The sequence below is a fragment of the Pantoea sp. RSPAM1 genome, from assembly GCF_038816185.1.
GTDB lineage: Bacteria > Pseudomonadota > Gammaproteobacteria > Enterobacterales > Enterobacteriaceae > Pantoea > Pantoea ananatis.
Window position 1 is genome coordinate 1,507,908 of the sequence record NZ_CP046137.1, and the last position, 21,042, is coordinate 1,528,949.

At 52.6% G+C, this 21,042-nt stretch carries 17 protein-coding genes and 1 tRNA gene; 6 read left to right on the top strand and 12 right to left on the bottom strand.

The window, feature by feature from the left end; translation table 11 throughout:
• Positions 1-75: 75 nt before the first annotated feature.
• Positions 76-279 carry a hypothetical protein gene (locus GKC68_RS07640; protein ID WP_013026476.1) on the bottom strand — a complete coding sequence of 68 codons (204 nt, stop codon included), beginning with the start codon at positions 277-279 and terminating at the stop codon, positions 76-78.
• Positions 280-561: 282 nt separating this feature from the next.
• On the bottom strand, positions 562-1,815 hold the full coding sequence (locus tag GKC68_RS07645) for a mechanosensitive ion channel domain-containing protein (protein WP_028724947.1): 1,254 nt from the start codon (positions 1,813-1,815) through the stop codon (positions 562-564).
• A gap of 712 nt (positions 1,816-2,527) precedes the next feature.
• On the opposite strand from GKC68_RS07645, the gene GKC68_RS07650 reads away from it, so the two are divergent.
• Together GKC68_RS07650 and GKC68_RS07655 are read left to right on the top strand one after the other, a co-directional pair.
• Positions 2,528-3,931 carry an MFS transporter gene (locus GKC68_RS07650; RefSeq protein ID WP_089528011.1) on the top strand — a complete coding sequence of 468 codons (1,404 nt, stop codon included), beginning with the start codon at positions 2,528-2,530 and terminating at the stop codon, positions 3,929-3,931.
• 41 nt (positions 3,932-3,972) lie between these two features.
• Positions 3,973-5,487 (top strand): alpha-N-arabinofuranosidase, encoded by a 1,515-nt coding sequence (locus GKC68_RS07655; RefSeq protein WP_110145378.1) that lies wholly within the window; start codon positions 3,973-3,975, stop codon positions 5,485-5,487.
• 125 nt (positions 5,488-5,612) lie between these two features.
• Here the strand turns inward: GKC68_RS07655 and GKC68_RS07660 are convergent.
• The 3 genes from GKC68_RS07660 to GKC68_RS07670 form a co-directional block, all read right to left on the bottom strand.
• Positions 5,613-5,689 (bottom strand) — tRNA-Pro (locus tag GKC68_RS07660).
• Between the two features lie 73 nt (positions 5,690-5,762).
• Positions 5,763-7,517: an LPS biosynthesis-modulating metalloenzyme YejM gene (gene yejM / locus GKC68_RS07665; protein ID WP_064365944.1), complete on the bottom strand. Its 1,755-nt coding sequence runs from the start codon at positions 7,515-7,517 to the stop codon at positions 5,763-5,765.
• Between the two features lie 22 nt (positions 7,518-7,539).
• Entirely contained in the window at positions 7,540-7,764 is a 225-nt protein-coding gene (locus GKC68_RS07670; RefSeq protein ID WP_013026459.1) for a YejL family protein, read from the bottom strand.
• 158 nt (positions 7,765-7,922) lie between these two features.
• On the opposite strand from GKC68_RS07670, the gene yejK reads away from it, so the two are divergent.
• Entirely contained in the window at positions 7,923-8,927 is a 1,005-nt protein-coding gene (gene yejK / locus GKC68_RS07675; RefSeq protein WP_014605406.1) for a nucleoid-associated protein YejK, read from the top strand.
• A gap of 92 nt (positions 8,928-9,019) precedes the next feature.
• Here the strand turns inward: yejK and rplY are convergent, their stop codons facing one another.
• On the bottom strand, positions 9,020-9,304 hold the full coding sequence (gene rplY, locus GKC68_RS07680; RefSeq protein ID WP_028724943.1) for a 50S ribosomal protein L25: 285 nt from the start codon (positions 9,302-9,304) through the stop codon (positions 9,020-9,022).
• Between the two features lie 131 nt (positions 9,305-9,435).
• Complete coding sequence (locus tag GKC68_RS07685; protein WP_110956656.1) at positions 9,436-11,190, bottom strand: DEAD/DEAH box helicase family protein; 1,755 nt, start codon at positions 11,188-11,190, stop codon at positions 9,436-9,438.
• Positions 11,191-11,345: 155 nt separating this feature from the next.
• Between GKC68_RS07685 and rsuA the strand changes: the two genes are divergently transcribed.
• The 3 genes from rsuA (at position 11,346) to GKC68_RS07700 (ending at position 13,860) form a co-directional block, all read left to right on the top strand.
• On the top strand, positions 11,346-12,065 hold the full coding sequence (gene rsuA / locus GKC68_RS07690; protein WP_013026455.1) for a 16S rRNA pseudouridine(516) synthase RsuA: 720 nt from the start codon (positions 11,346-11,348) through the stop codon (positions 12,063-12,065).
• Between the two features lie 11 nt (positions 12,066-12,076).
• On the top strand, positions 12,077-13,273 hold the full coding sequence (locus GKC68_RS07695; RefSeq protein WP_028724941.1) for a Bcr/CflA family multidrug efflux MFS transporter: 1,197 nt from the start codon (positions 12,077-12,079) through the stop codon (positions 13,271-13,273).
• A gap of 266 nt (positions 13,274-13,539) precedes the next feature.
• Complete coding sequence (locus GKC68_RS07700; protein WP_028724940.1) at positions 13,540-13,860, top strand: YejG family protein; 321 nt, start codon at positions 13,540-13,542, stop codon at positions 13,858-13,860.
• Here GKC68_RS07700 and yejF read toward each other — a convergent pair.
• From yejF to GKC68_RS07725, 5 genes are all read right to left on the bottom strand, one after another.
• Entirely contained in the window at positions 13,847-15,451 is a 1,605-nt protein-coding gene (gene yejF / locus GKC68_RS07705; protein WP_272843018.1) for a microcin C ABC transporter ATP-binding protein YejF, read from the bottom strand. The two genes, GKC68_RS07700 and yejF, sit on opposite strands and share 14 nt — an antisense overlap.
• Entirely contained in the window at positions 15,452-16,474 is a 1,023-nt protein-coding gene (locus GKC68_RS07710; protein ID WP_047714133.1) for a microcin C ABC transporter permease, read from the bottom strand. It lies immediately after the preceding gene.
• Positions 16,474-17,562, bottom strand: a complete 1,089-nt coding sequence (locus tag GKC68_RS07715) for a microcin C ABC transporter permease YejB (RefSeq protein ID WP_342656729.1) — start codon at positions 17,560-17,562, stop codon at positions 16,474-16,476. The genes GKC68_RS07710 and GKC68_RS07715 overlap by 1 nt, the downstream gene beginning before the upstream one ends.
• Positions 17,563-17,573: 11 nt before the next feature.
• Positions 17,574-19,382 (bottom strand): extracellular solute-binding protein, encoded by a 1,809-nt coding sequence (locus GKC68_RS07720; RefSeq protein ID WP_342656730.1) that lies wholly within the window; start codon positions 19,380-19,382, stop codon positions 17,574-17,576.
• Between the two features lie 65 nt (positions 19,383-19,447).
• Entirely contained in the window at positions 19,448-21,010 is a 1,563-nt protein-coding gene (locus GKC68_RS07725) for a cyclic di-GMP phosphodiesterase (protein WP_058706206.1), read from the bottom strand.
• Positions 21,011-21,042 lie beyond the last annotated feature (32 nt).

Below are 21,042 nucleotides of genomic sequence, written 5' to 3' on the forward strand. Positions count from 1 at the left end.
GAAAAGGTCTGGTTGGCGCTTGAAATCACACGTTGCTTTATTGTAACGCGGTGTGAGGTTAGTAGCTTGTTATAATCAATCGTTTGGCGGGATGGAGAAGTTTTTCAGTGAAACGACAAAATGTTGTTGGCCTTTGCTGATGCGCGCACCGCGATCGCACCACTGACTTGCCAGACGAAAGAAATCGTCACAACCGATGTCGTATGCCAGCTCCACCTTGTTAATGCCTGAGTGCAGTAAATTTTCTGCATCCTTCAGGTTCTTAGCTTGGATGATCATATCTGTACCCTCGATTTCAGGAGGGAACAGAATAAGCGTTTTTTATGACAAAATTGTTTCAGTTTGATGAACTGCTGTCATATTTGTTATTTTTGTGAAGCTGTAGACAGTAAAGCTTTATCACTAACTCATTAATTAATATCAATAATGATGATTTTTTAGCAATTTATCGGGAAAGTCTGATATTGCAACCATCAGCAGCGGGCTGTTCAGCACAGCCCGGCAGACAGAAATCGTTTAGTCCTGTTGATGTCTGTCAGGCAGCAGGCCAGTCAGTGATTTTTAGGTTTGGGCTTCATGCTCACTCTCAGTGCGAAGGCGTTCCTGAGCCAGAAAACTCAGGTCGCTGCCTGCAGGACGCTGGTAAATGCGCAGCGAAAAGACGTTAGCGATGGCATAAACGTACTCGAAGATGGCCGATTGGGTATGTTCATAATCGACCCAAAGCACTGACGACGTAAAGCAATAGATCTCAATGGGGAGCCCCTCAGAAGACGGCTTCATTGACCTCACCACGATATACATCTCTTTATGGATATCATCTCGCTGAGCCAGCCAGGCGGTGAGATAGTGACGAAAGATCATCAAGTTCGTCATACCATTTTCGACGAACCAGCGATCGCCAACGGCACTCAGTTCGCGGCCATCCATAAGTTTGGACAATTGTTCATTAATGCCGCGAATCTGCGTCATGGGCTCCAGCATGGCGTGATTTACAAAGCTTATAGACGTTTGATCAATGTAAAAACTGCGCATGATCCGGCGCGCACCGGATGAGAACATGGCCTGCCAGTTGGTATAGGTTTCGGTCAGAAAGGTTTTGGTGGGAACGCGGGACAGCGTATTGTCCCAGTTGCGAATGGTAATAGTGTGAAGGGCGATATCCACTACCTCTCCACTGATATTATTCACCGGAAGCTCTATCCAGTCGCCTAGCTGCAACACATCATTCGAAGAGAGCTGTATATTCGCTACCAGCGACAGTAAGGTGTGCTGAAATATCAACATCAGTACTGCTGCCACTGCACCCAGACTGGAGATAATAATGACTGGCGATTTATTCGACATGATAGCCAGGATCATAATCGCCGAAATGATATGCACCAGAATTTTGCCGACCTGAATATAACCTTTGATGGAATGGTTTTTACGTTTCGACTTTTTTACGTAGGAGATATTGATAATCTCCAGTACTTCATTAAAGAACAGCGACAGGTAGATCATGAACAAAATGCCGCAGATGGTCTTAATGGCAATCAGCAGATGCTCCGGCAAGTCCGGCATAAACTGCAGCAGGAAGTAGACGGTGATCACCGGAATAAAATTAGAAAGCTTTTCAGACAGCCTGACGTCTTTATCCAGCGGCACCTGATTTTTATGGCTGCTGAAGAACACCTTACGTACGACTTTGACAACCAAAAACTTACAAATCAGATGCGCAACCAGGCCCGCGACAATCAACACAACGATGTTAATAGCAATGGAAAGAGCAGGTTTGTTCTCGATAAAGTGTTGTATGTCGTTCAAATAATTCATGTTAATCGTATGCCTGGAAATTTGTCTGTATTCAATCACAAACCTGATAATGGCGATAAGCGTAGCGTGCGTTTGGACTTTTTGCGACGAGTAAGTTAATTGAATTTATTCATTTTGTCAGCGCCTGGCTGCAGTGCTGGCAGTCTGGCGGCTGCGCTACCACCGGGCATCAAGCGCACTGAATCAGCGCTTTTGATACGAAATTGATTAACGCACAGCAGCATTGACACCCGCGAGGCGTGTTGGTGTTTCCTGTTCACCTTATTCACAGGTGCGACAAGATCAGCAGGCATCACTGCGCTAAGGTGCGGCAAAGAAAAACGGTCCTTGCAGGGAGGCAGTGAATGTTTTTAATTGCATTAACGTGAAACCGTTATCACTGGTGAATATTTATTTAAGAAGTGATGCTGTAGCCTTTATGACTGTTTATGAGATGAAGTGCATTGAGTGCAGATTAAACTAAGTTGATATCTCAAGATATTATTGATAAGAGTGATATCACCTTTCTGTTATATGTTTCTGTAAGGTGAAATTGATCTTTTATATATATCAGGCTGTTGGGTAAATGTAGACTTTGCAAACAGTATTTATGTCTGTATATGCTAAATATATGGAGTATCTGGTCGTTATTTGGCTTATGAGAGAGCTGTCGTAGGTTAAAAATGGCTCTAAAACATATGCTTATCTCCACCTCTTTTCAGGAAGGTGGAAAATGAAAACTCACATTATCTCTAACAGTCACCCCGGTGGTCGTGTTCAGTCGGCGCGCTCGGGCAGAGTGGGCGTTATTGAAAAAGCCGGTTTTGGCGCCGGCGATGCGGCCTGCAATATGTTGTTTAATCCGATAACCATGTTCTTGTCGTTTTTCTATACGGATATATTTGGCCTTGCGCCGGGCGTGGTGGCGACCATCTTTCTTGTTGTACGATTTGCCGATGCGGTTTTCGACCCCTTTTATGGCGCTTATATTGATAAAACCGCGACGCGATGGGGGCGTTTTCGTCCCTGGATTATTGGCTTTGCCGTACCCTTTGCCATTAGCTGTATGGTGATGTTTTACACACCGGATTTACAGGGCCATGCAAAGGTCATATATGCCTTTATTACCTATCTGATTTTGTCGCTGCTTTATTCCGGGGTTAACATTCCTTACTGCTCGCTGGGCGGCGTAATCACTACCAACGCGCAAGAACGGGTTTCCTGTCAGCAATTCCGTTTTATGGGCGCCGGGCTCGCCAGCCTGTTCTGCACGCTGACATTACTGCCAATGGTGGCCTTTTTTGGTAACGGAAACCGGCAAATCGGTTTCTTCTGGGTCATCACCATTTTTGCCATCATTTCCCTGTTTTTGTTTGTTTTTTGTGTGGCAACCACCCGGGAGCGCATTACGCCCAAGAGCAATGCCGGAGAATCCATTTTCACTATTATCCGGCAAATCACAAAAAACGATCAGTGGGTGGTCTGTGTCTTTGCCATGTTTCTGGACTGTATCCCTTCTTTTGTGCGCGGCGCCGCCTGTATCTACTTTGCGAAGTACGTGATGGGATTAAACGATTACTACGCCACGCTGTTCCTGAGCACCGGCATTGTTGCCGGTATTCTTGGCTCTTACATTACCCCGTTTTTCACGAACCGGTGGTGTAAGGTTCAGGTTTATCAGGCATGCAAAGCGGTCGCGCTGGCGATGTCAGTGGTGTTCTTCTTTTTGCCCGCCCAGAACGTGGTAATGGTGTTTGGCTGGTTTTTTCTCCTGTCAGTCATTCATCAGATTGGTGCGCCTATCCTGTGGTCGTTTATCGGTGACGTTGACGACTATGGCGACTGGAAAACAGGCAAGCGCCTGTCTGGGATCTGTGCCTCTGGCAACCTGTTTTCACTCAAAATTGCGCTGGCCGTCAGCGGCGCGATTGTGGGGGCTGTTCTGTCGGTCACCGGCTATCAGGCCAACGTGGCGGTACAAAGCAGCAGCGCAATCAATGGTATCTATGCGCTAATGGTCTGGATTCCGGTTATCGGTTATTTACTGTCTGTGTGGCTGGTCCGTACGCGCTACATATTGACCACCGCCAAAATGAAAACCATTGAAGACGATCTGTTCTCAACGCATCCCGAGTAAGCCTTTATCCGTAATTCGTTATGAAGACAGAAGGGGAGAAAATGATTACGTATTTTTTTCAAAAGCAAAACTACATCGATCGGGTGGACGATGCCCTGTACGGCTCTTTTGTCGAACACCTTGGCCGCGCCGTCTACAGCGGCATTTATGAACCTGGGCATGCTACGGCGGATCAACACGGCTTTCGGCAGGACGTAGGGGAACTGGTGCAGGATCTGGGGATCAGCACCGTACGTTATCCCGGTGGTAACTTTGTCTCGGGCTATAACTGGCGTGACGGCATTGGCCCGCAAGCCGAGCGCCCGGTCAGGCTGGATTACGCGTGGCTGACGAAAGAAAGCAATCAGTTTGGCATCGATGAGTTCGCCACCTGGTGTGAGAAATATGCGGTGACGCCAATGATCGCCGTCAACCTCGGCACAGGTACGCCGCAGGAGGCCGGTTACTTTATTGAATACTGTAATCTGGCGTCCGGCACTGCGCTCAGCGATCTGCGCATTCAGCATGGCCGGGAAACGCCGTATAATTTTAAACTCTGGTGCCTGGGTAATGAGATGGACGGCGAGTGGCAAACCGGGCAGCTGAGTGCGGAAGATTACGTCAAAAAAGCGCGGGAAACGGCAAAAATCATGCGCTGGGTCGACCGGGATATCAGGCTGGTCGCCTGTGGCAGCTCTAACTCGTTACAGGCCAGTTACCCGGAATGGGATCGTATCGTTCTGGAAGGGCTCTACCATCATATCGATTACCTCTCATGCCACCATTATTTCGAAAACAGCACCGGTAACCCGCAGGATTTCTTAGCGTCGTTCCAGAGGATGGATGATTTTATTCATACCATCACGGCCACGGCGGACTATGTAAAAGCCAAACTGCGCAGCGATAAGAAGATGATGCTGTCGTTTGATGAATGGAACATCTGGTCAATTGAAGGCGAACCCTGGCAGGATCACTTTATCGATCCCAACAACCGCTATCAGGAAGCGCCGCCCCTGCTGGAGCAGTCTTATACCTTCCTGGACGCGCTGACGTTTGGCGGGCTGATGTGTTCATTACTCAATCATTGTGACCGGGTGAAAATGGCGTCGCTGGCCCAGTTGGTCAATGTGATTGCTCCCATCTTTACCCGTCCCGGCGGCGAGGTCATCCGACAGACGATCTACTGGCCTTTTCAGATGGTGAGCCAGTATGGACGCGGGCACGCGCTGCGCTATTTTGCCAACGTTCCCACCGTTAGCACGGTGCATGGCGAAACCCGGCAGATACAAAGCGCAGCGGTGTACAATGAAGAGAGGCAGCAAATTGCCTTCTTTGCGCTCAATACACACGACCATGACGCAACAGACATCCGGTTTATGCTGGATGCGTTTGGTGAGGGAGTACTCTCCCAACATATCGTGTTAGCTGGCCATGCGCTGGATGCCAGAAATACCTTCTCTCAGCCGGATAATGTGGTGCCGCAGCCCCGCACGCTGACAAATGAGCAGCGTCGCCAGATGCAGGTAACGCTTCCGCCGCTGAGCTGGAATATGGTGCTGATCGATCTGCAATGCTGACCAGGATTGCTTTGATACCGGCATTGTGGCTGGCATTAGCGCAGTAACAGGGCTGTTGGTAAGGCGAGGGGGACGGCAGACATAAAAAAACCAACCGTAAAGGTTGGTTTCTTTAAGGGATAATTTGGTCGGCACGAGAGGATTTGAACCTCCGACCCCTGACACCCCATGACAGTGCGCTACCAGGCTGCGCTACGTGCCGAACTTTGGAAAGCTAGTCTACTGATTCTCTGCACGAATGCAAGCGATCAGGCAACTAACTGCCTCATTATTAATCAGTTAGCGATAAAACGTTTCTCTTCTGTGAGCACCTGCAACAAGAGCGCGAGTTCCGGTTTGTGATCTTTTAGCACATTTCCACTGGCGTCATAAGCACGGTAGCTGCCGTTATTGTTCAGCACCAGCGTGATTTTAGGCGTGGTAATGACCAGCTTATTATCTTCGCTACTGGTAACCCAGTCGTGACGACGCTGAGCAGCAAACAGATCTTCGCCTTGAGCATAGTTGACCGGATTGGTGCGCACATGCAGCAGGCGCTGCATCAGGGTCACCATCACGTCCTGATGATCGGAAAGCCGAGTCACCGTCTGCGCGGGCGTGTCCGGCCAGTGAATAACCAGTGGCACCTGCAAGGTCTGGCGATTGCCTTCATTGTCCGGATTGCCGTCCAGCGCCACACCATGCTGAGCGGTAATCACCACCACGGTGTTTTTCAGTAAGTCACGTTGCTGCAGTGTGGTAAGGATGGCCTGAATCTGTTCATTGAGGGCAGGTGCCTGCCGCATATAGCTCCGCTGACGTGCTTTGTCGTTATCACCACGCACCGTTGGGCCGTTCAGCGCCACCCAGGAGAACCAGGGCGCACCATCGCCTTTTTGAGCATTCAGCCAGCTTTGCCATTGTGAAACGGTGCTGGTATTGGGCTGCTCCTCGCTGGGGGGCAGAGAGTAGTCGGACAGCAGCGCCTGACGATACAGCGGCTGACTAAAACCCTCTGACGAGAACAGGCCAAACTGATAGCCCTGCGTGCTGAGTGCAGTAAGCAGAGCAGACGGCGTCCGCTGTGCCAGAACACCGTTCATATAACTCGGGGAGATGCCGTAGAACAGGCCAAACAGGCCTTTTTCTGCGTTGTCCCCGGCGCTGAAATGCTGGGTAAAGCGCACGTTCTGGTTGGCAAACTGGTTCAACGCCGGCAGGGCGCTATCGGCACTGGCACTGTTCAGACCATCCACCGTAATGACCAACAGGTTATCGCGTGAGCCTTTGTCCGCAAAGGTGATATCGCTGAGCGGATACTGTACTGCCGCAGCCTCAGGATCGCCTTGCTGCACCAGACGGCGCTGATATTCCTGCGCATCCAGCAAGCCGTGACGCTCAAGAAAGCGACGGGCGGTCATTGGATAAGACAGGGGCAGATTCGCACGTTGCATCGTGATCGGGCGATAAAAATTAGCGTCCGCCCAGATATACATCAAATGACTGGCAAAAAAGGCGCTGATAAAAAGGGCCGCCAGCGGCTTACCAAACGAACGGCGGTTCAGGCTACGCAGCTTCTGCCAGCTCCAGGTGGCAAACAGAATCTCCACCAGAAAAATGAGCGGCACGCCGATAAACATCAGCTGCCAGTCGCGCGCCATCTCACTTTGATCGGGGTTAATCACCAGCTCCCACACCACCGGATTAAGGTGTAAATGGAAACGGTTAAAGACAGCGCTGTCGACCATCAGCAGTGTCAAACCGGCGGTCGCGACCACCGTCGAAATCACCCGCATCAGACGTTGCGACATCACGACAAACGTCAGCGGGAAGATAATCAGCAGATAAACGGCAAATACAATAAAGCTGAAGTGACCAATCCAGCTGCTGTACGCATAAATGCGCCCAGCCAGTGAGGCAGGCCAGTCGGCAACCAACAGATAGCGGCTACCCAGAATGAGCGCGAAAAAGATATTGAACAGGGCAAACCAGTGTCCCCAGCTAATCATCTGGGAGACTTTCTCGCGGTAGCGCTGTCGGTTGGTTACCATAGTTTGACGTCAGATTAGCGAATTAATGGGCGCTGTCGTCTACCGACGCCTGCAGGGCATCAGCAAAAGAACGGGCCAGAGAGCGGCGTTGCGCGGGAGCAACATCGCTGTTGATCAGATTGGTTACCATGTTCCCCAGTACCATCAGGGAAAGGTCGGTTGGTGCCTGGTCTTTTTGCAAAACCTGCGCCATTTCCGCGAGGAGTTGTTCAACGCGTTGGTCGCTGTAACGGGATGATTGTGGCATAGCGAAAACTTATCTCGTCTCAAAAGGCGATATAGTACCGGAACAGCGCACTTTTTTCCGCAAATTTATCGAAAGCGCGGTGTTCGGGTTGTGCATGGAGTTGAAAGCTGCTGCTGGCGGTGTTTGAATACGCGCCTGTGCTATTAGGAGAGTTTACCATGAGTCTGGATATCGACCAGATTGCCTTGCACCAGTTAATCAAACGTGATGAAAATCAGTTAGAGCTGGTGCTTCGTGATTCGTTACTGCCGGCTACCAATACCGTCGAGGCGATGGTGGAAGAGCTGCACCGTGTATACAGTGCGAAAAGTAAAGCTTACGGGCTGTTTAATGCTGAAAGCGAACTGGCAGATGCACTGCGCAACTGCCGCAAGGGTAACGATGATTTTCTCGCTTTTAGCCGGGCTGCTACCGGACGCCTGCGCGATGAACTGGCAAAATATCCGTTCGCCGAAGGCGGCGTGGTGCTGTTTATCCAGTACCGCTATCTGGCGGTAGAATACTTGCTGGTCGCGGTGTTAAACAGCCAGTCGAGTATGCGCGTCAACGAACAGATGGATATCAGCAGTACCCACTATCTGGATATCAATCACGCCGATATCGTGGCACGAATCGATCTTACCGAGTGGGAAACCAGCCCTGAATCGACGCGTTACCTTACCTTCCTGCGTGGACGGGTAGGGCGAAAAGTTTCTGATTTCTTCATGGATTTTCTGGGGGCGGAAGTCGGACTGGATACCAAGGCGCAGAACCGGGGGCTGTTACAGGCGGTAGACGACTATTGTGACGAGTCGAATCTGGATAAGAATGAACGACAAAACTATCGTCAGCAGGTATACAGCTACTGTAATGAACAGCTTCAGGCTGGGGAAGAGATCGCGCTGAAAGCCTTATCAGGTGAGCTGCCGCCACTGGGTGAAAAGACGTTTGAAGCTTTTACTCAGGAGCAGGGCTATGACCTGGAAGAGCATTTTCCGGCAGATCGCAGTACGTTGCGTCAGTTAACCAAGTTTGCCGGTAGCGGTGGGGGGCTGACCCTGAACTTCGATGCCCTGTTGCTTGGTGAGCGCATTTTCTGGGATCCGGTCACCGATACGCTGACCATCAAAGGCACCCCGCCTAACCTGCGTGAGCAGCTGCAACGCCGCACCAGCAGTAAATAAGCATCTGCCCGATCCGGCGTTCTGGCGGATAACAGGCAAAATAAAAGGGCCGGTTTCGCAACCGGCCCTTCTACTTTCAACGCATTCGGCGATTAAGCGCGAACGAAGTCGATGTGGTGCAGTTTTGGCTTGAACGGGTGACGCTGAACAGCCTGCACTTTAACTTTGGTTTCTTTACCATCAACAACCAGAGTCAGCACTTCTTCGTAGAAGCCTGGCTTCGCTTGCAGGTTCATCACCTGGTCGTGGTCAAGGTCGATAGCAACAGCCGCTTCTGAACCACCATAGATGATGGCCGGGAAGCGGTTTGCTGCGCGCAGGCGGCGGCTCGCACCCTTACCCTGCTCTTTACGTTCTACTGCATTGATAGTGAACATTAATACGTCTCTTTATGATTTCTGCTACAGGCGACCCAGTAACAGAAGGGTTATTCAACACCGCTTATGCACATGCAAAAGCGGGCGGCATTATAGCGGTAATCCCCTACATGGGCAAACGCTAATAAGGCTTAGCGCAGTTCGTTAGCGCGGCGAAAGCGCCCCTGGTAGTCAAACAGCTTTTCGCGAATCTGCCAGAACTGGCCTTTGGCACGGGCCACCACAAAATCGGGATGGCGCAGAAGCGGCTGCAGGGCCAGCACATCGGCGGCGGTTTGCCAGCCCAGCGGCACGCCGGGCGCGCGCTGATGCGGGCGCATAAACAGGTGCTCAAACGCCTTGCGCTGGGCGGGCGTTTGCAGACGAAACCGCTCACTAACGCTGGTGCCGTCTTCATCGAAATAGGTGGCTTTCAACCATTCGCCTTTATCGTCGCGGCCCTGTTCCAGCGTCATGCCGCCGCAGCGCAGAACGCGCGCATCTTTCAGCTTCAGCGCGGCTTTAAGCATATCGTCAGGATCGACCAGAATCTTGTCGCATTCGCGGCAGCGGCGCGCGGCAATGTCGTTTTCCGCGTTGCACGCTGGGCAGTTTTTAAACCGAAAGCGGTAGTCACACTGCTCGCGCTCGCCGTCGTCGTCTTCCAGTACGCCCTGACAACGCCGGCCAAAGTGCTCAATCACCATGCCATCGCTTGTGGCCTTGCCCCAGAAGGTATTGGCAAAGCCGCAGGCCGGGCAAAATACCTGCACGGGCTGATTGTCACTTTTTCCTTTCGGTGCGCCCACTTCAGGCGTAAACAGATCGTGAGGATTACCGGCATAGTCCAGAATCAGGCAGTCTTTTTTGCCGGGCGACAGGCGCAGACCGCGCCCGACAATCTGTTGATACAGGCTGACTGACTCGGTGGGCCGCAGGATCGCGATCAGATCCACATGCGGCGCATCGAAGCCGGTGGTCAGCACCGCAACGTTAACCAGATACTTAAGCTGCTGGGCTTTAAACGCCGCGATTAGCGCATCCCGATCTTTCGCGTGAGTTTCTGCCGACACCAGCGCGCTGTTTTCAGGCAGCAGGCCCAAAATTTCGCGCGCGTGTTCGACGGTGGCGGCAAAAATCATCACGCCGTGGCGATCCTCGGCAAATTCCACAATCTGCTGGATAATATGGGGCGTCACCCGCTGCTGCTGTTTGAGTTCCCGGTTCAGGTCGGCTTCGCTGAACAGGCCATTTGCCTGAGCGGTGAGGCGGCTGAAATCATACTGAACCACTGGCATATCCAGCCGTTCCGGCGGCACCAGAAACTGATGCTTGATCATATAGCGCAGGGGCAGTTCATAGATGCAGTCGCGAAACAGGGCCTGCTCGTCGCCCCGAACCATACCGTGATAGTGAAAACGGTAGATCCAGCCTTTGCCCAGGCGAAACGGTGTTGCGGTCAGGCCGAGCAGCCGCAACTGAGGATTATGCTGGCGCAGGTGATTAAAAATTTGCTGATACTGGCTCGCTTTGTCATCACCAATGCGGTGGCACTCATCTACAATCACCAGCGAAAAGGCGCGGTCAAACAGGTTGAGATTACGTGCAACAGACTGGACGCTACCGAACACGACTTTCCGCTGGCTTTCTTTGCGCTGCAATCCTGCTGCAAAGATGTCAGCCTCAAGTCCGTAAGCCTGATACTTGCCGTGATTTTGCGCCACCAGCTCTTTGACGTGCGCCAGCACCAGCACCCGACCTCGTGCCAGGCGCGCAAGCTCGGCGATCACCAGGCTTTTCCCGGCCCCGGTGGGCAGAACGATCACGGCAGGTTCAGGATGACGACGGAAGTGGGCGAGGGTGGCATCGACCGCTTCCTGTTGATAAGGGCGTAAGGTAAAAGACATGCTGTTCACTTTTGTAAAACCTGCCGCAATTATGCCACGAATCCACAATAAACGCGCTGTCAGCGAGGCGCAGATCAGGCTATACTTCCCCTACTTTTTCAACGGTTAAAAATGCCGTTTTAGTTTCCCTCCGCAGTAACAGGCAAAACGAATTCATGCGACTCGACAAATTCATCTCTCAGCAACTGGAAATCAGCCGTGCTATCGCCGCACGTGAAATCCGTGGTCAACGTGTTACCGTTAACGGTGATGTGGTGCGCGACACCGCTTTCAAACTCCAGCCCGATCATGAGGTTGAGTATGACGGCAATGTATTGCAGATGCAGACCGGGCCGCGCTACTTTATGCTGAACAAACCCCAGGGCTATGTCTGCTCAACGGACGATCCCGATCATCCCACCATCGTCTATTTCATTGAAGAACCGATGGCGTTTAAGCTGCATGCTGCCGGTCGGCTGGATATTGATACCACCGGTCTGGTCCTGCTGACGGACGACGGTCAGTGGTCACATCGCATTACCTCACCGCGCCACCATTGTGAGAAAACTTATCGGGTAACGCTGGAAGCGCCGGTGAGCGATGACACGGCCGCGCAGTTCAGCGCCGGCGTGCAGCTGCATAATGAAAAAAGTCTGACGAAACCCGCTCAGCTTGAGGTCATCACTCCCACGGAAGTGCTGCTGACCTTGAGCGAAGGCCGCTATCACCAGGTGAAACGCATGTTTGCAGCCGTGGGTAACCGGGTCGTTGGCCTGCACCGCGAGCGCATTGGTGAGATTGTGTTGGACGAGGCGCTGGAACCGGGTGAATACCGCCCGTTAACGGAAGAAGAAATAGCCAGCATTGGCTTACCGGATGAACTTAAACAAAAATAGCGAGGAATCTGGTGCGTAAGGAAAAGAATTCGCCAATGGGGCTGGTCGTCATTCTCGGCCTGTTAGCGATGTTGATGCCGTTGTCGATAGATATGTATCTGCCAGCAATGCCACAAATTGCGCGCCAGTTTGCCGTGTCCGCCGGTAGCGTTCAGATGACGCTCAATCTTTATATCCTGGGTTTTGCCATCGGTCAGTTGATCTACGGTCCGCTCGCCGACAGCTATGGCCGCAAGCCGGTGATTACGCTCGGCACCCTGATATTTGCCTGTGCAGCGGCAGCCTGCGCACTTTCGCAGTCGATTGAACAACTGATTGCGATGCGTTTTTTACACGGTCTGGCGGCAGCGGCGGCCAGCGTCGTGATCAATGCGTTGATGCGTGACAGTTACTCGAAAGAGGACTTCTCGCGCATGATGTCGTTTGTCATGTTGATTACCACCATTGCACCGCTGCTGGCGCCCATTATCGGTGGCTGGCTGCTGTTAATCTGGAGCTGGCACGCCATCTTCTGGACGCTGTCGATAGCGGCGGTTATCACCACTGTGCTGGTAGCAACCCAGATTCGCGAAACCCTTAAACCTGAGCAGCGACAGCGCTTTCACCTGCGCACTACGCTGGGTAACTTCGTTATCCTGTTTCGCCATAAGCGCGCGTTTAGCTATATGCTATCGAGCGGGTTCTCGTTTGCGGGGCTGTTTACCTTTCTCAACGCTGGCCCCTTTGTTTACATCGAACTGAATCACATTTCACCGCAGAGTTTTGGCTACTATTTCGGTCTGAATATTGTGTTTTTGTTCATTATGACGCTGATTAACAGTCGGGCAGTGCGCCGTTTTGGCCCCGTGGTCCTGTTTCGCTTTGGGTTGTTGGTGCAGTTTGCTATGGGCATCTGGCTGTTGATCGTCAGCGCTTTCGATCTGGGGTTCCTGCCGCTGGTATCAGGCATTGCAATGTTCATCGGCTGCGTATCGATGGTGTCGTCAAATGCTATGGCGGTTATCCTTGATGAGTTTCCGCATATGGCCGGTACGGCCTCTTCTCTGGCGGGCACCTTGCGTTTTGGCGTGGGGGCGCTGGCGGGGGCGCTGCTCTCCCTGTTCAGCTTCAACAGTGCCTGGCCCATGGTGGGAACCATTGCACTGTGCGCGACAATCTCCGTTTCGTTATTTCTCTACGCCTCACGTCCGCGTATCGTCGCCCGCTAAGCGGGCGCCTGCCATCCTCTTTTTCCGCTTAGTCAAAAATGTTTCTTATTTGTGAAAAAAAATAGCAAATAAAGTAATCGTATTGGGACTAAAATGATTGTTAGTTATCATTAAACGCGGTAAATATAGCCCAAAGTGAGATTTAACTCGCAAATTTGCTCTATCGGGCGATTACAGGATCGGCGCGTCAAGCAGACTTTACCCACTCTGCAGGCTGACACCCTTGGTTGTGAATTGCGCTTCATTCTCTGGAGATAGGGATCACTATGTTGCAACTTTCAGTTGTGCATCGCCTGCCACAGCGGTTTCGCTGGATTAGCGATCGTCATGCCGTGATTGAAACCGACGATGCGGGCTCAGAAGAGCATGACGTTATTGCGCTCCGGCTGATAAGCCATGATGGTGTTTCGGCATGGGAGATTCTGCGGGAACTGAAAGACATGCTGGCCGCCATTCAGGTTGACAGCAAAATCGCCGAGTGCGAAGGGCAGCCCTGCCTTTTTATCCGCCGTTGTGATGAGAGCGCCACGAACTGTTGCCTGAAAAATCAGGGCGTAGCGATCGCGGAAACCTTTATCGGCCACTGAGCGAAACGGAGCCGAGCAGCTCGCGGGTATAAGCCTGCCCAGGTGTGGCAAACAGTGTCTCACAGTCGCCCTGTTCAACGACCTCGCCCTGACGCAGGACAATGAGCTGATGGCAGAGCGATCGCACCACTTCCAAATCGTGACTGATAAACAGATAGCTCAGCTGACGTTGCTGCTGTAATCCCCGTAGCAGCGTCAGAATCTGTTTTTGTACGGAGCGGTCGAGTGAGGAGGTTGGCTCATCCAGTATCAGCAGTTCCGGTTCAAGAATCAGGGCGCGCGCAATAGCGATTCGCTGACGCTGGCCGCCGGAAAACGTCGTTGGATAACGATGGCGGCTTTCCGCGTCCAGCCCGACTTCGCTCATGACCGCTTTAACCCGTTCGTCCTGTTGTGCGGCACTGAGGTGCGGATAATGCACGGCCAGACCTTCGGCAACGATCTGCTGAACCGTCATTCGGGGGTTCAGGGCAGAATTAGGATCCTGAAAAACAACCTGAATGCGGCGACGCAGCGGCAACAGCGCTTTTCGCGACAGCTGATGCAGCGGCTGATCGTCAAACCAGACCTCCCCCTGAGCGGCAATAAGACGCAACAGCGCCATACCGGTGGTGCTTTTACCTGAGCCCGACTCGCCGACCAACCCCAGACTTTCACCTCGTTTCAGGCTAAAGCTAAGATTCTCTACTGCAACCTTTTCGCCCGTTTTACGTTTAAACAGGCCCTGACGCAGGGGAAAACTGACGCGCAAATTGTTTACCTTAAGAATAACCGGTGTATCCGCAGGGAGCGGCACGGCACGACCTTCCGGATCGGCCGCCAGCAGCTGCTTCGTGTAGGCATGCTGAGGTTGTGTTAGCAGGCGCTGGCCGGTGTTATGCTCAACCACCCGACCAGAGCGCATCACGCTGACGCTGTCTGCCAGTTGGCGAACAATCTTCAGGTTGTGGGTAATAAACAGCATGCCCATATTCAGTTCCTGTTGCAGTTCGCGCAGCAGGCTAAGGATCTGCGCCTGAACGGTGACATCAAGCGCGGTGGTCGGTTCATCGGCAATCAGCAGCCTTGGCTGGGTTAGCAGGGCCATCGCTATCATCACACGCTGGCGCTCGCCCCCGGAGAGCTGATGTGGAAAAGCGTTCAGGCGGGAAGCCGGCTGGCGAATACCAACGCGATCGAGACAGCGCAGGATTTCCGCTTGTGCGGGTTCGCGTCGCATGCCGCGATGTAGAGAAAGCACTTCATATAGCTGCTTTTCGATACTGTGCAGAGGATTGAGTGACACCATGGGTTCCTGAAAAATCATCGCCATCTGATTACCCCGCAGTCCGCGGAGTCGTTGCGCCGATGCCTGGAGCAGGTCTTCGCCCGCCAGCAGAATTTCGCCCTGAGGATAGGCGACGGCGGACGCGTCGAGCAGCCGCATGATCGACAGGGCGGTAACGCTTTTTCCGGAACCGGATTCGCCCACCAGGGCCAGGGTTTCTCCTGCCTCTATACGCAGCGAGACATCATCCACCACCTGATGCAGCTGTTTGCCCTGACGAAAGGCGACGGAGAGATGGTTAACAGCAAGCAGCGGGGTGCTCATTCAGACTCCTTTACTGGGATCAAAGGCGTCGCGCACGGCTTCGCCAATGAAAATGAGCAGCGACAGCAGAATCGCCAGCGTAAAAAAGCCCGATAAACCCAGCCAGGGAGCCTGCAGATTATTTTTCCCCTGCAGCAGCAGTTCTCCAAGAGAGGGAGAGCCGATGGGCAGACCAAACCCGAGAAAATCCAGCGAGGTTAAGGTAGTGATAGAGCCACACAGAATAAAAGGCAGAAAGGTCAGGGTTGCCACCATGGCGTTGGGCAGGATATGACGCAGCATAATACGTCCGTCACTAACGCCCAGCGCCTGCGCGGCCCGAATATAGTCAAAGTTGCGGGTACGCAGAAACTCGGCACGTACGACGCTGACCAGACTCATCCAGCCAAACAGCACGGTAACCAACAGTAACCACCAGAAGCTGGGCTGAATCACGCTCGAAAGCAAGATCAGTAAAAACAGCGAGGGCATCCCGGACCAGACCTCAATCAGGCGTTGACCTATCAGGTCCACCTTGCCGCCAAAGTAGCCCTGTATAGCACCGATGACGATCCCCATCACGCTGGAAAACAGCGTCAGCAGCACCCCAAACAGCAGTGAAATGCGCAGACCATATAACAGCCGCGCCATAACATCGCCGCCGTTGGCATCCGTGCCCAGCCAGTTCTGCCGGGAGGGCGGTGAAGGAAAGGGCACCTGAGAAGCGAAATTAATGCTGTTGGCACCGAAACGGATGGGGGCCCAAAGCGCCCATCCGTGATTTTCAATGCGCTGTTGCAACCAGGGATCCTGATAATCTGCTGCCGTGGCAAACGGGCCACCATAATCGCTTTCGCTGTAGTTAAAAAACAGTGGGGCGTACCAGCGCTGCTGATAATGCACCAGCAGCGGTTTATCATTGGCAATGAATTCCGCGCACAGGGAAAGCATAAAGACAGACAGAAAAATCCACAGCGACCAGTAGCCACGGCGGTGATGACGAAAGCGCTGCCAGCGCTGCTGATTCAGGGGAGAAAGACGCATCACCGGCCCTCAAAATCAATACGGGGATCCACCAGGGTATAGGTCAAATCGCTCAGGATATTCATCAGCAAGCCTATCAGGGTGAAAATATACAGGGTGCCAAACATCACGGGATAATCGCGCTGGATCGTCGCATCAAAGCCCAGCAGGCCCAGGCCATTAAGAGAGAACATCACCTCAATCAATACCGAACTGGTAAAAAACATGCTGATAAAGGTGGCGGGAAAGCTGGCGATCACCAGCAGCATCGCGTTGCGAAACACATGATGGTAGAGAATGCGCCGCTCTGAGAGGCCTTTAGCCCGGGCGGTGACCACATACTGTTTACGAATTTCATCCAGAAATGCATTTTTGGTCAGCATTGTTAAGGTGGCAAAACCGCCAATCACCGTCGCCAGTACCGGTAGCGCAATATGCCAGAGATAATCGGTTACCCTGGCGTACCAGGGCAGCGAATCAAACTGGGGAGATGTCAGACCGCGCAGGGGAAACCAGTCAAAATAGCTGCCGCCAGCAAACAAAACAATCAACATAATGCCAAACAGAAACGCCGGAATGGAGTAGCCAATAATGATGAAGGTGCTGCTCCAGACATCAAAGGTACTGCCGTTACGCACCGCCTTTCTAATGCCCAGCGGGATGGAGACCAGGTAGATAATTAAGGTACTCCACAGGCCAAGGCTGACAGAGACGGGCAGGCTCTGTTTGATTAACTGCAATACGGAAGCACTGCGAAACAGGCTGTCGCCAAAGTCAAAGCGCAGATAGTTACACAGCATGGTGAGATAGCGCTCTCCAATAGGTTTATCGAAGCCGTAACGTCGCTCAATTTCTGCGATGACCTCCGGGTCCAGGCCGCGTGCGCCGCGGTATTGATTATCCCCTGGCGTAACGCGATGCAGGCTGGCCTGGGTGCTGTCACCGCTGCCTGCGCCAGGCAGCCCGCTGGTCTGGCCAAACTGGATATTCGCCAGCGCCTGATCGACCGGACCGCCGGGCGCAATTTGGACAATAAAAAAGTTGAGCGTAATGATGGCCCACAAGGTAGGAATAATCAGTAACAGCCTGCGTAAAAAGTAACTTGCCAACCTGGTTCTCCTCAGCGTTTGTCGGCCGGCAGTCGCCCGGCTTTATTCACGTCATACCACCAGTTATCCAGACCTGTGCTGTAGGCAGGTTTAACCGCAGGATGGGAAAATTTGTCCCAAAAGGCAAGTCGCTGCTCGGCGTTGTACCACATCGGGATCATATACGCATTCCACAGTAAAATACGGTCCAGCGCCCGCCCCAACGGCAGCAAGGCGTCCGCATCGTCCTGATGGGCGATGATCTGTTTTACAACGCTATCGACAACGGGGTCCTTGACTCTGGCCGTGTTCCAGGAGGACTGAATATAATCCGATTGCCAGTTGGCCTGCAGACTGCGTGAGGGGGTTGGCATCGCATGATAAAGATTACTGACCATATCATAGTCACCGCTGCGCAGGCGGCGCAGGTACTGCGAGCTGTCAATCTGGCGTAGGGTTAACGTGATACCCAGCCGCGCCAGATTATGTTGATAAGGCAGCGCCCATTCACTGTTTGCGCCTGCGGGCAGCAGCAGCTCTGCGCTGAAGGGCTGCCCGGTTTTATCATTCATCAGGCGCTGATTCCTGACGTGCCAGCCCGCCTGATTCAGCAGGGACATTGCCTTGAGCAGGTTGGTGCGATCGTAGCCGCTGCCGTCAGTGTGTGGCGGCACATAGGCTTCACTGAAGACTTCAGGCGGTAACTGTGCGGTGAACGGCGTCAGAATGCGTAGCTGCGCGGCATCGGGCTTGCCCCGTGCAGCATAGCGGGTATTCTGAAAATAGCTGCCTGTTCGCTTAAAAGACTGATAGAACAGCGTTTTATTCATCCATTCAAAATCGAAAGCCAGCGCCATCGCTTGCCGGACCCGACGATCGGTAAAAAGGGCTTTTTCATTATTCAACGCCAGCCAGCGCGTATCAATTGAGGCTGTATTCGGTGTGGTTTCTTTGACGATCTGTCTGTCATCGAAATGACGCCCCAGATACTGCGTGGCCCATTTCTTTGCCGACGTCTCTTCCCGCAGATCAAAGGCTCCGGCTTTGAACGCCTCAAATGCCACGTTGTCGTCCAGGTAGTAGTCATAACGCATGACATCGAAATTGAACCGGCCACGGTTAACCGGCAAATCCGCCGCCCAGTAATCTTTCACGCGACTGAACTCAATAAACTGGCCCAGCTTCCACTTACTGATGCGGTAAGGCCCACTCGACAACGGTGGCTGGCTGAGCGGCTCGTTAAATTTTCTCGTCTGCCAAAAGGTTTGGGAAATCACTGGTAGCGTCAGCAATCCCAACATCAGGTCTTTATCCGGGGCCGGTAACCTGATACGTACGGTCTGGCGGTTGAGGGCGGTGACCGTGACGCCGCGATAAAATATTCGAAACTGCGGCACCCCTTCAGTAATAAACTTTTGGAAGGTAAAGGCCACATCCTCCGCCGTAATGGGTGAACCATCCTGGAACCGCGCGCGGGGATTAAGAGTAATGTCCATCCAGCTGAAATCCGCGGAATGACGAGCAGATTCCGCAATGAGTGGATAATAACTGCTGGTTTCATCGTCCGAGGTCGTGAATAAGCTGTCATACAGGGGCCCGGTACCGGCACCGGGATTGCCACGTGAGGCATAACGGTTGAAATTGTCGTAAGTGCCAATGACGGACAGGACGATCTTGCCGCCCTTGGGCGCGACAGGATTCACATAATCGTAGTGACTGAAGCCTTGTGCATACTTTGGCGCTCCAACCTGAGCAAACGCGTAGCTGGTCTGAACCGGGGAAGCGTGCAGCGAAAGGGTAAGCAAGCTACACAGCAGCAGAAGGGCGAAGCGGAGCGGCATAAGGGATGTTCTCTCCTGTGAGTGTCTTGCACCGCAGCAATCATCTACGGCAATTAAAGCATGGGTTACCTGTTTTGACGCTCGAAATAGGCTTTGATCTGCTCCGGGCGTAACGGACGGCTATAGAAATAGCCCTGTAAATAGGTGACGCCGCGGTCAATCAACCAACTGGCCTGTTCGTCGGTTTCAACGCCTTCGGCCACGCTCATCAGGTTGAGCCGTTTAGCCAGTTGTAACACCGTATCCAGCACCGGCGAAGTGATCGTTTCCGTTCCGATACTTTGCACAAATCCACGATCGATTTTCAGGTAATCAAAATGGTACTTCTCAAGATAGATTAATGCACTGTGCCCTGTGCCAAAATCATCAACCGCGATTTTAATGCCTCGCTGTTGTAGCCAGTGAAACAGTTCGGCCGCATTCGCATTCTCGACGACTGCGCGCTCGGTAATTTCAAAAACATACTGAAAATGATCGTGAGGCATATTGTCCTGCCAGTACAGGACATCGTCACGAAAACTGCAGGCGCTGAGATGCAGAGGGGAAATATTTACGCTGATGCAGGTTCCTTTGGGCAGGCTATCGCGGAGTTGATGTGCATCGCGGGCGACCAGTTCAAACAGGTGTCGGGTCAGGGGGACGATTTGACGTTGTGCTTCAGCATAGCTGATAAAAACATCGGGTGGGACCATTTCACCCGAAGGATGTGTCCAGCGTAGCAGTGCCTCCGTACCATAAGATTTGCCATCCTGAGCCGAAATTAAAGGCTGATACTCGACATGAAATTCCCCTCGTCGAATGCCGAGCGTGATCTCTTTGCCAGGCCGCTGAAAGCGGGTCAGCAAAAACCAAAAAGCACAGCTGGCGATTAATGAAATCAGCAGGCTGCTCAGCATAATGGTCTGATAGTCACCTGCTGACAGCGTTGAACCGTAGAGAGCAAACTGGAAAGGAAGGCCTTCCAGGGGCGTTTGCATTAACGGCGGCGGGAGTTGACGATTTCGTACCAGAGTTGGCTGCCAGCTGGTCATGGCGCTTTTATGGGCGAGTAACGCAATCCCGGTGATTTCGGGGTAAGAAGAGGCTTTTAGCTGATAGGTTGCCAGACTCAGATTCAGCGTCGTAAAAATGCCTGACTGAAGGGTGCCGGGCTGCTTAATCCAGATGGCCAGCACCGGCTTTGTCGGCTGCATCGGCGTACCCGGCAACAACCGAATGTCCCTGTCACGTGTGCTATCCGTTCGGGCTGAGAGCGCGCTGAGCGGCTGAAAAAAGCTTCCTGTTGCGGAAGAGCAAAACGCGTTGCCGTCTTTCACTAAGACAATGGCGCGGATGTCGCCGGCAAACGCGGCTCGCGCGGTTAACTCATGATTACCGAGATAGCATTCTGACTGAACGAGCGGAAGCAGGGGGGAAAGCGTGTCCGAAATAAGCGTCTGGACGCTACGTTGAAAGTCGTTACTACTGTCGATGAGCAACTGTTTATGTTGGCTTTCCCGACGATGTTGGGTTTCGATGAGCAAAACAGAGGTTAACAACAAAAAAAACAGACTGCCAATAATCGCGCTATTCCACGCGATTTGACGAGGATAAGTTGCCTGGCGTATCAGCGCCCGCGACAGTGGCATGAAGTGCTTCCCCTGATCAAAATATAAAACTT

Bases quoted from the DNA above. Each gene is read 5' to 3' on its own strand.
- yejK (WP_014605406.1), top strand. From the start codon at position 7,923: ATGAGTCTGGATATCGACCAGATTGCCTTGCACCAGTTAATCAAACGT.
- rplY (WP_028724943.1), bottom strand. From the start codon at position 9,304: ATGTTCACTATCAATGCAGTAGAACGTAAAGAGCAGGGTAAGGGTGCG.
- GKC68_RS07700 (WP_028724940.1), top strand. From the start codon at position 13,540: ATGTTGCAACTTTCAGTTGTGCATCGCCTGCCACAGCGGTTTCGCTGG.
- GKC68_RS07655 (WP_110145378.1), top strand. From the start codon at position 3,973: ATGATTACGTATTTTTTTCAAAAGCAAAACTACATCGATCGGGTGGAC.
- GKC68_RS07650 (WP_089528011.1), top strand. From the start codon at position 2,528: ATGAAAACTCACATTATCTCTAACAGTCACCCCGGTGGTCGTGTTCAG.
- GKC68_RS07720 (WP_342656730.1), bottom strand. From the start codon at position 19,382: ATGCCGCTCCGCTTCGCCCTTCTGCTGCTGTGTAGCTTGCTTACCCTT.
- GKC68_RS07670 (WP_013026459.1), bottom strand. From the start codon at position 7,764: ATGCCACAATCATCCCGTTACAGCGACCAACGCGTTGAACAACTCCTC.
- GKC68_RS07725 (WP_058706206.1), bottom strand. From the start codon at position 21,010: ATGCCACTGTCGCGGGCGCTGATACGCCAGGCAACTTATCCTCGTCAA.
- GKC68_RS07685 (WP_110956656.1), bottom strand. From the start codon at position 11,190: ATGTCTTTTACCTTACGCCCTTATCAACAGGAAGCGGTCGATGCCACC.
- GKC68_RS07640 (WP_013026476.1), bottom strand. From the start codon at position 279: ATGATCATCCAAGCTAAGAACCTGAAGGATGCAGAAAATTTACTGCAC.
- rsuA (WP_013026455.1), top strand. From the start codon at position 11,346: ATGCGACTCGACAAATTCATCTCTCAGCAACTGGAAATCAGCCGTGCT.
- GKC68_RS07710 (WP_047714133.1), bottom strand. From the start codon at position 16,474: ATGCGTCTTTCTCCCCTGAATCAGCAGCGCTGGCAGCGCTTTCGTCAT.
- GKC68_RS07645 (WP_028724947.1), bottom strand. From the start codon at position 1,815: ATGAATTATTTGAACGACATACAACACTTTATCGAGAACAAACCTGCT.
- yejM (WP_064365944.1), bottom strand. From the start codon at position 7,517: ATGGTAACCAACCGACAGCGCTACCGCGAGAAAGTCTCCCAGATGATT.
- yejF (WP_272843018.1), bottom strand. From the start codon at position 15,451: ATGAGCACCCCGCTGCTTGCTGTTAACCATCTCTCCGTCGCCTTTCGT.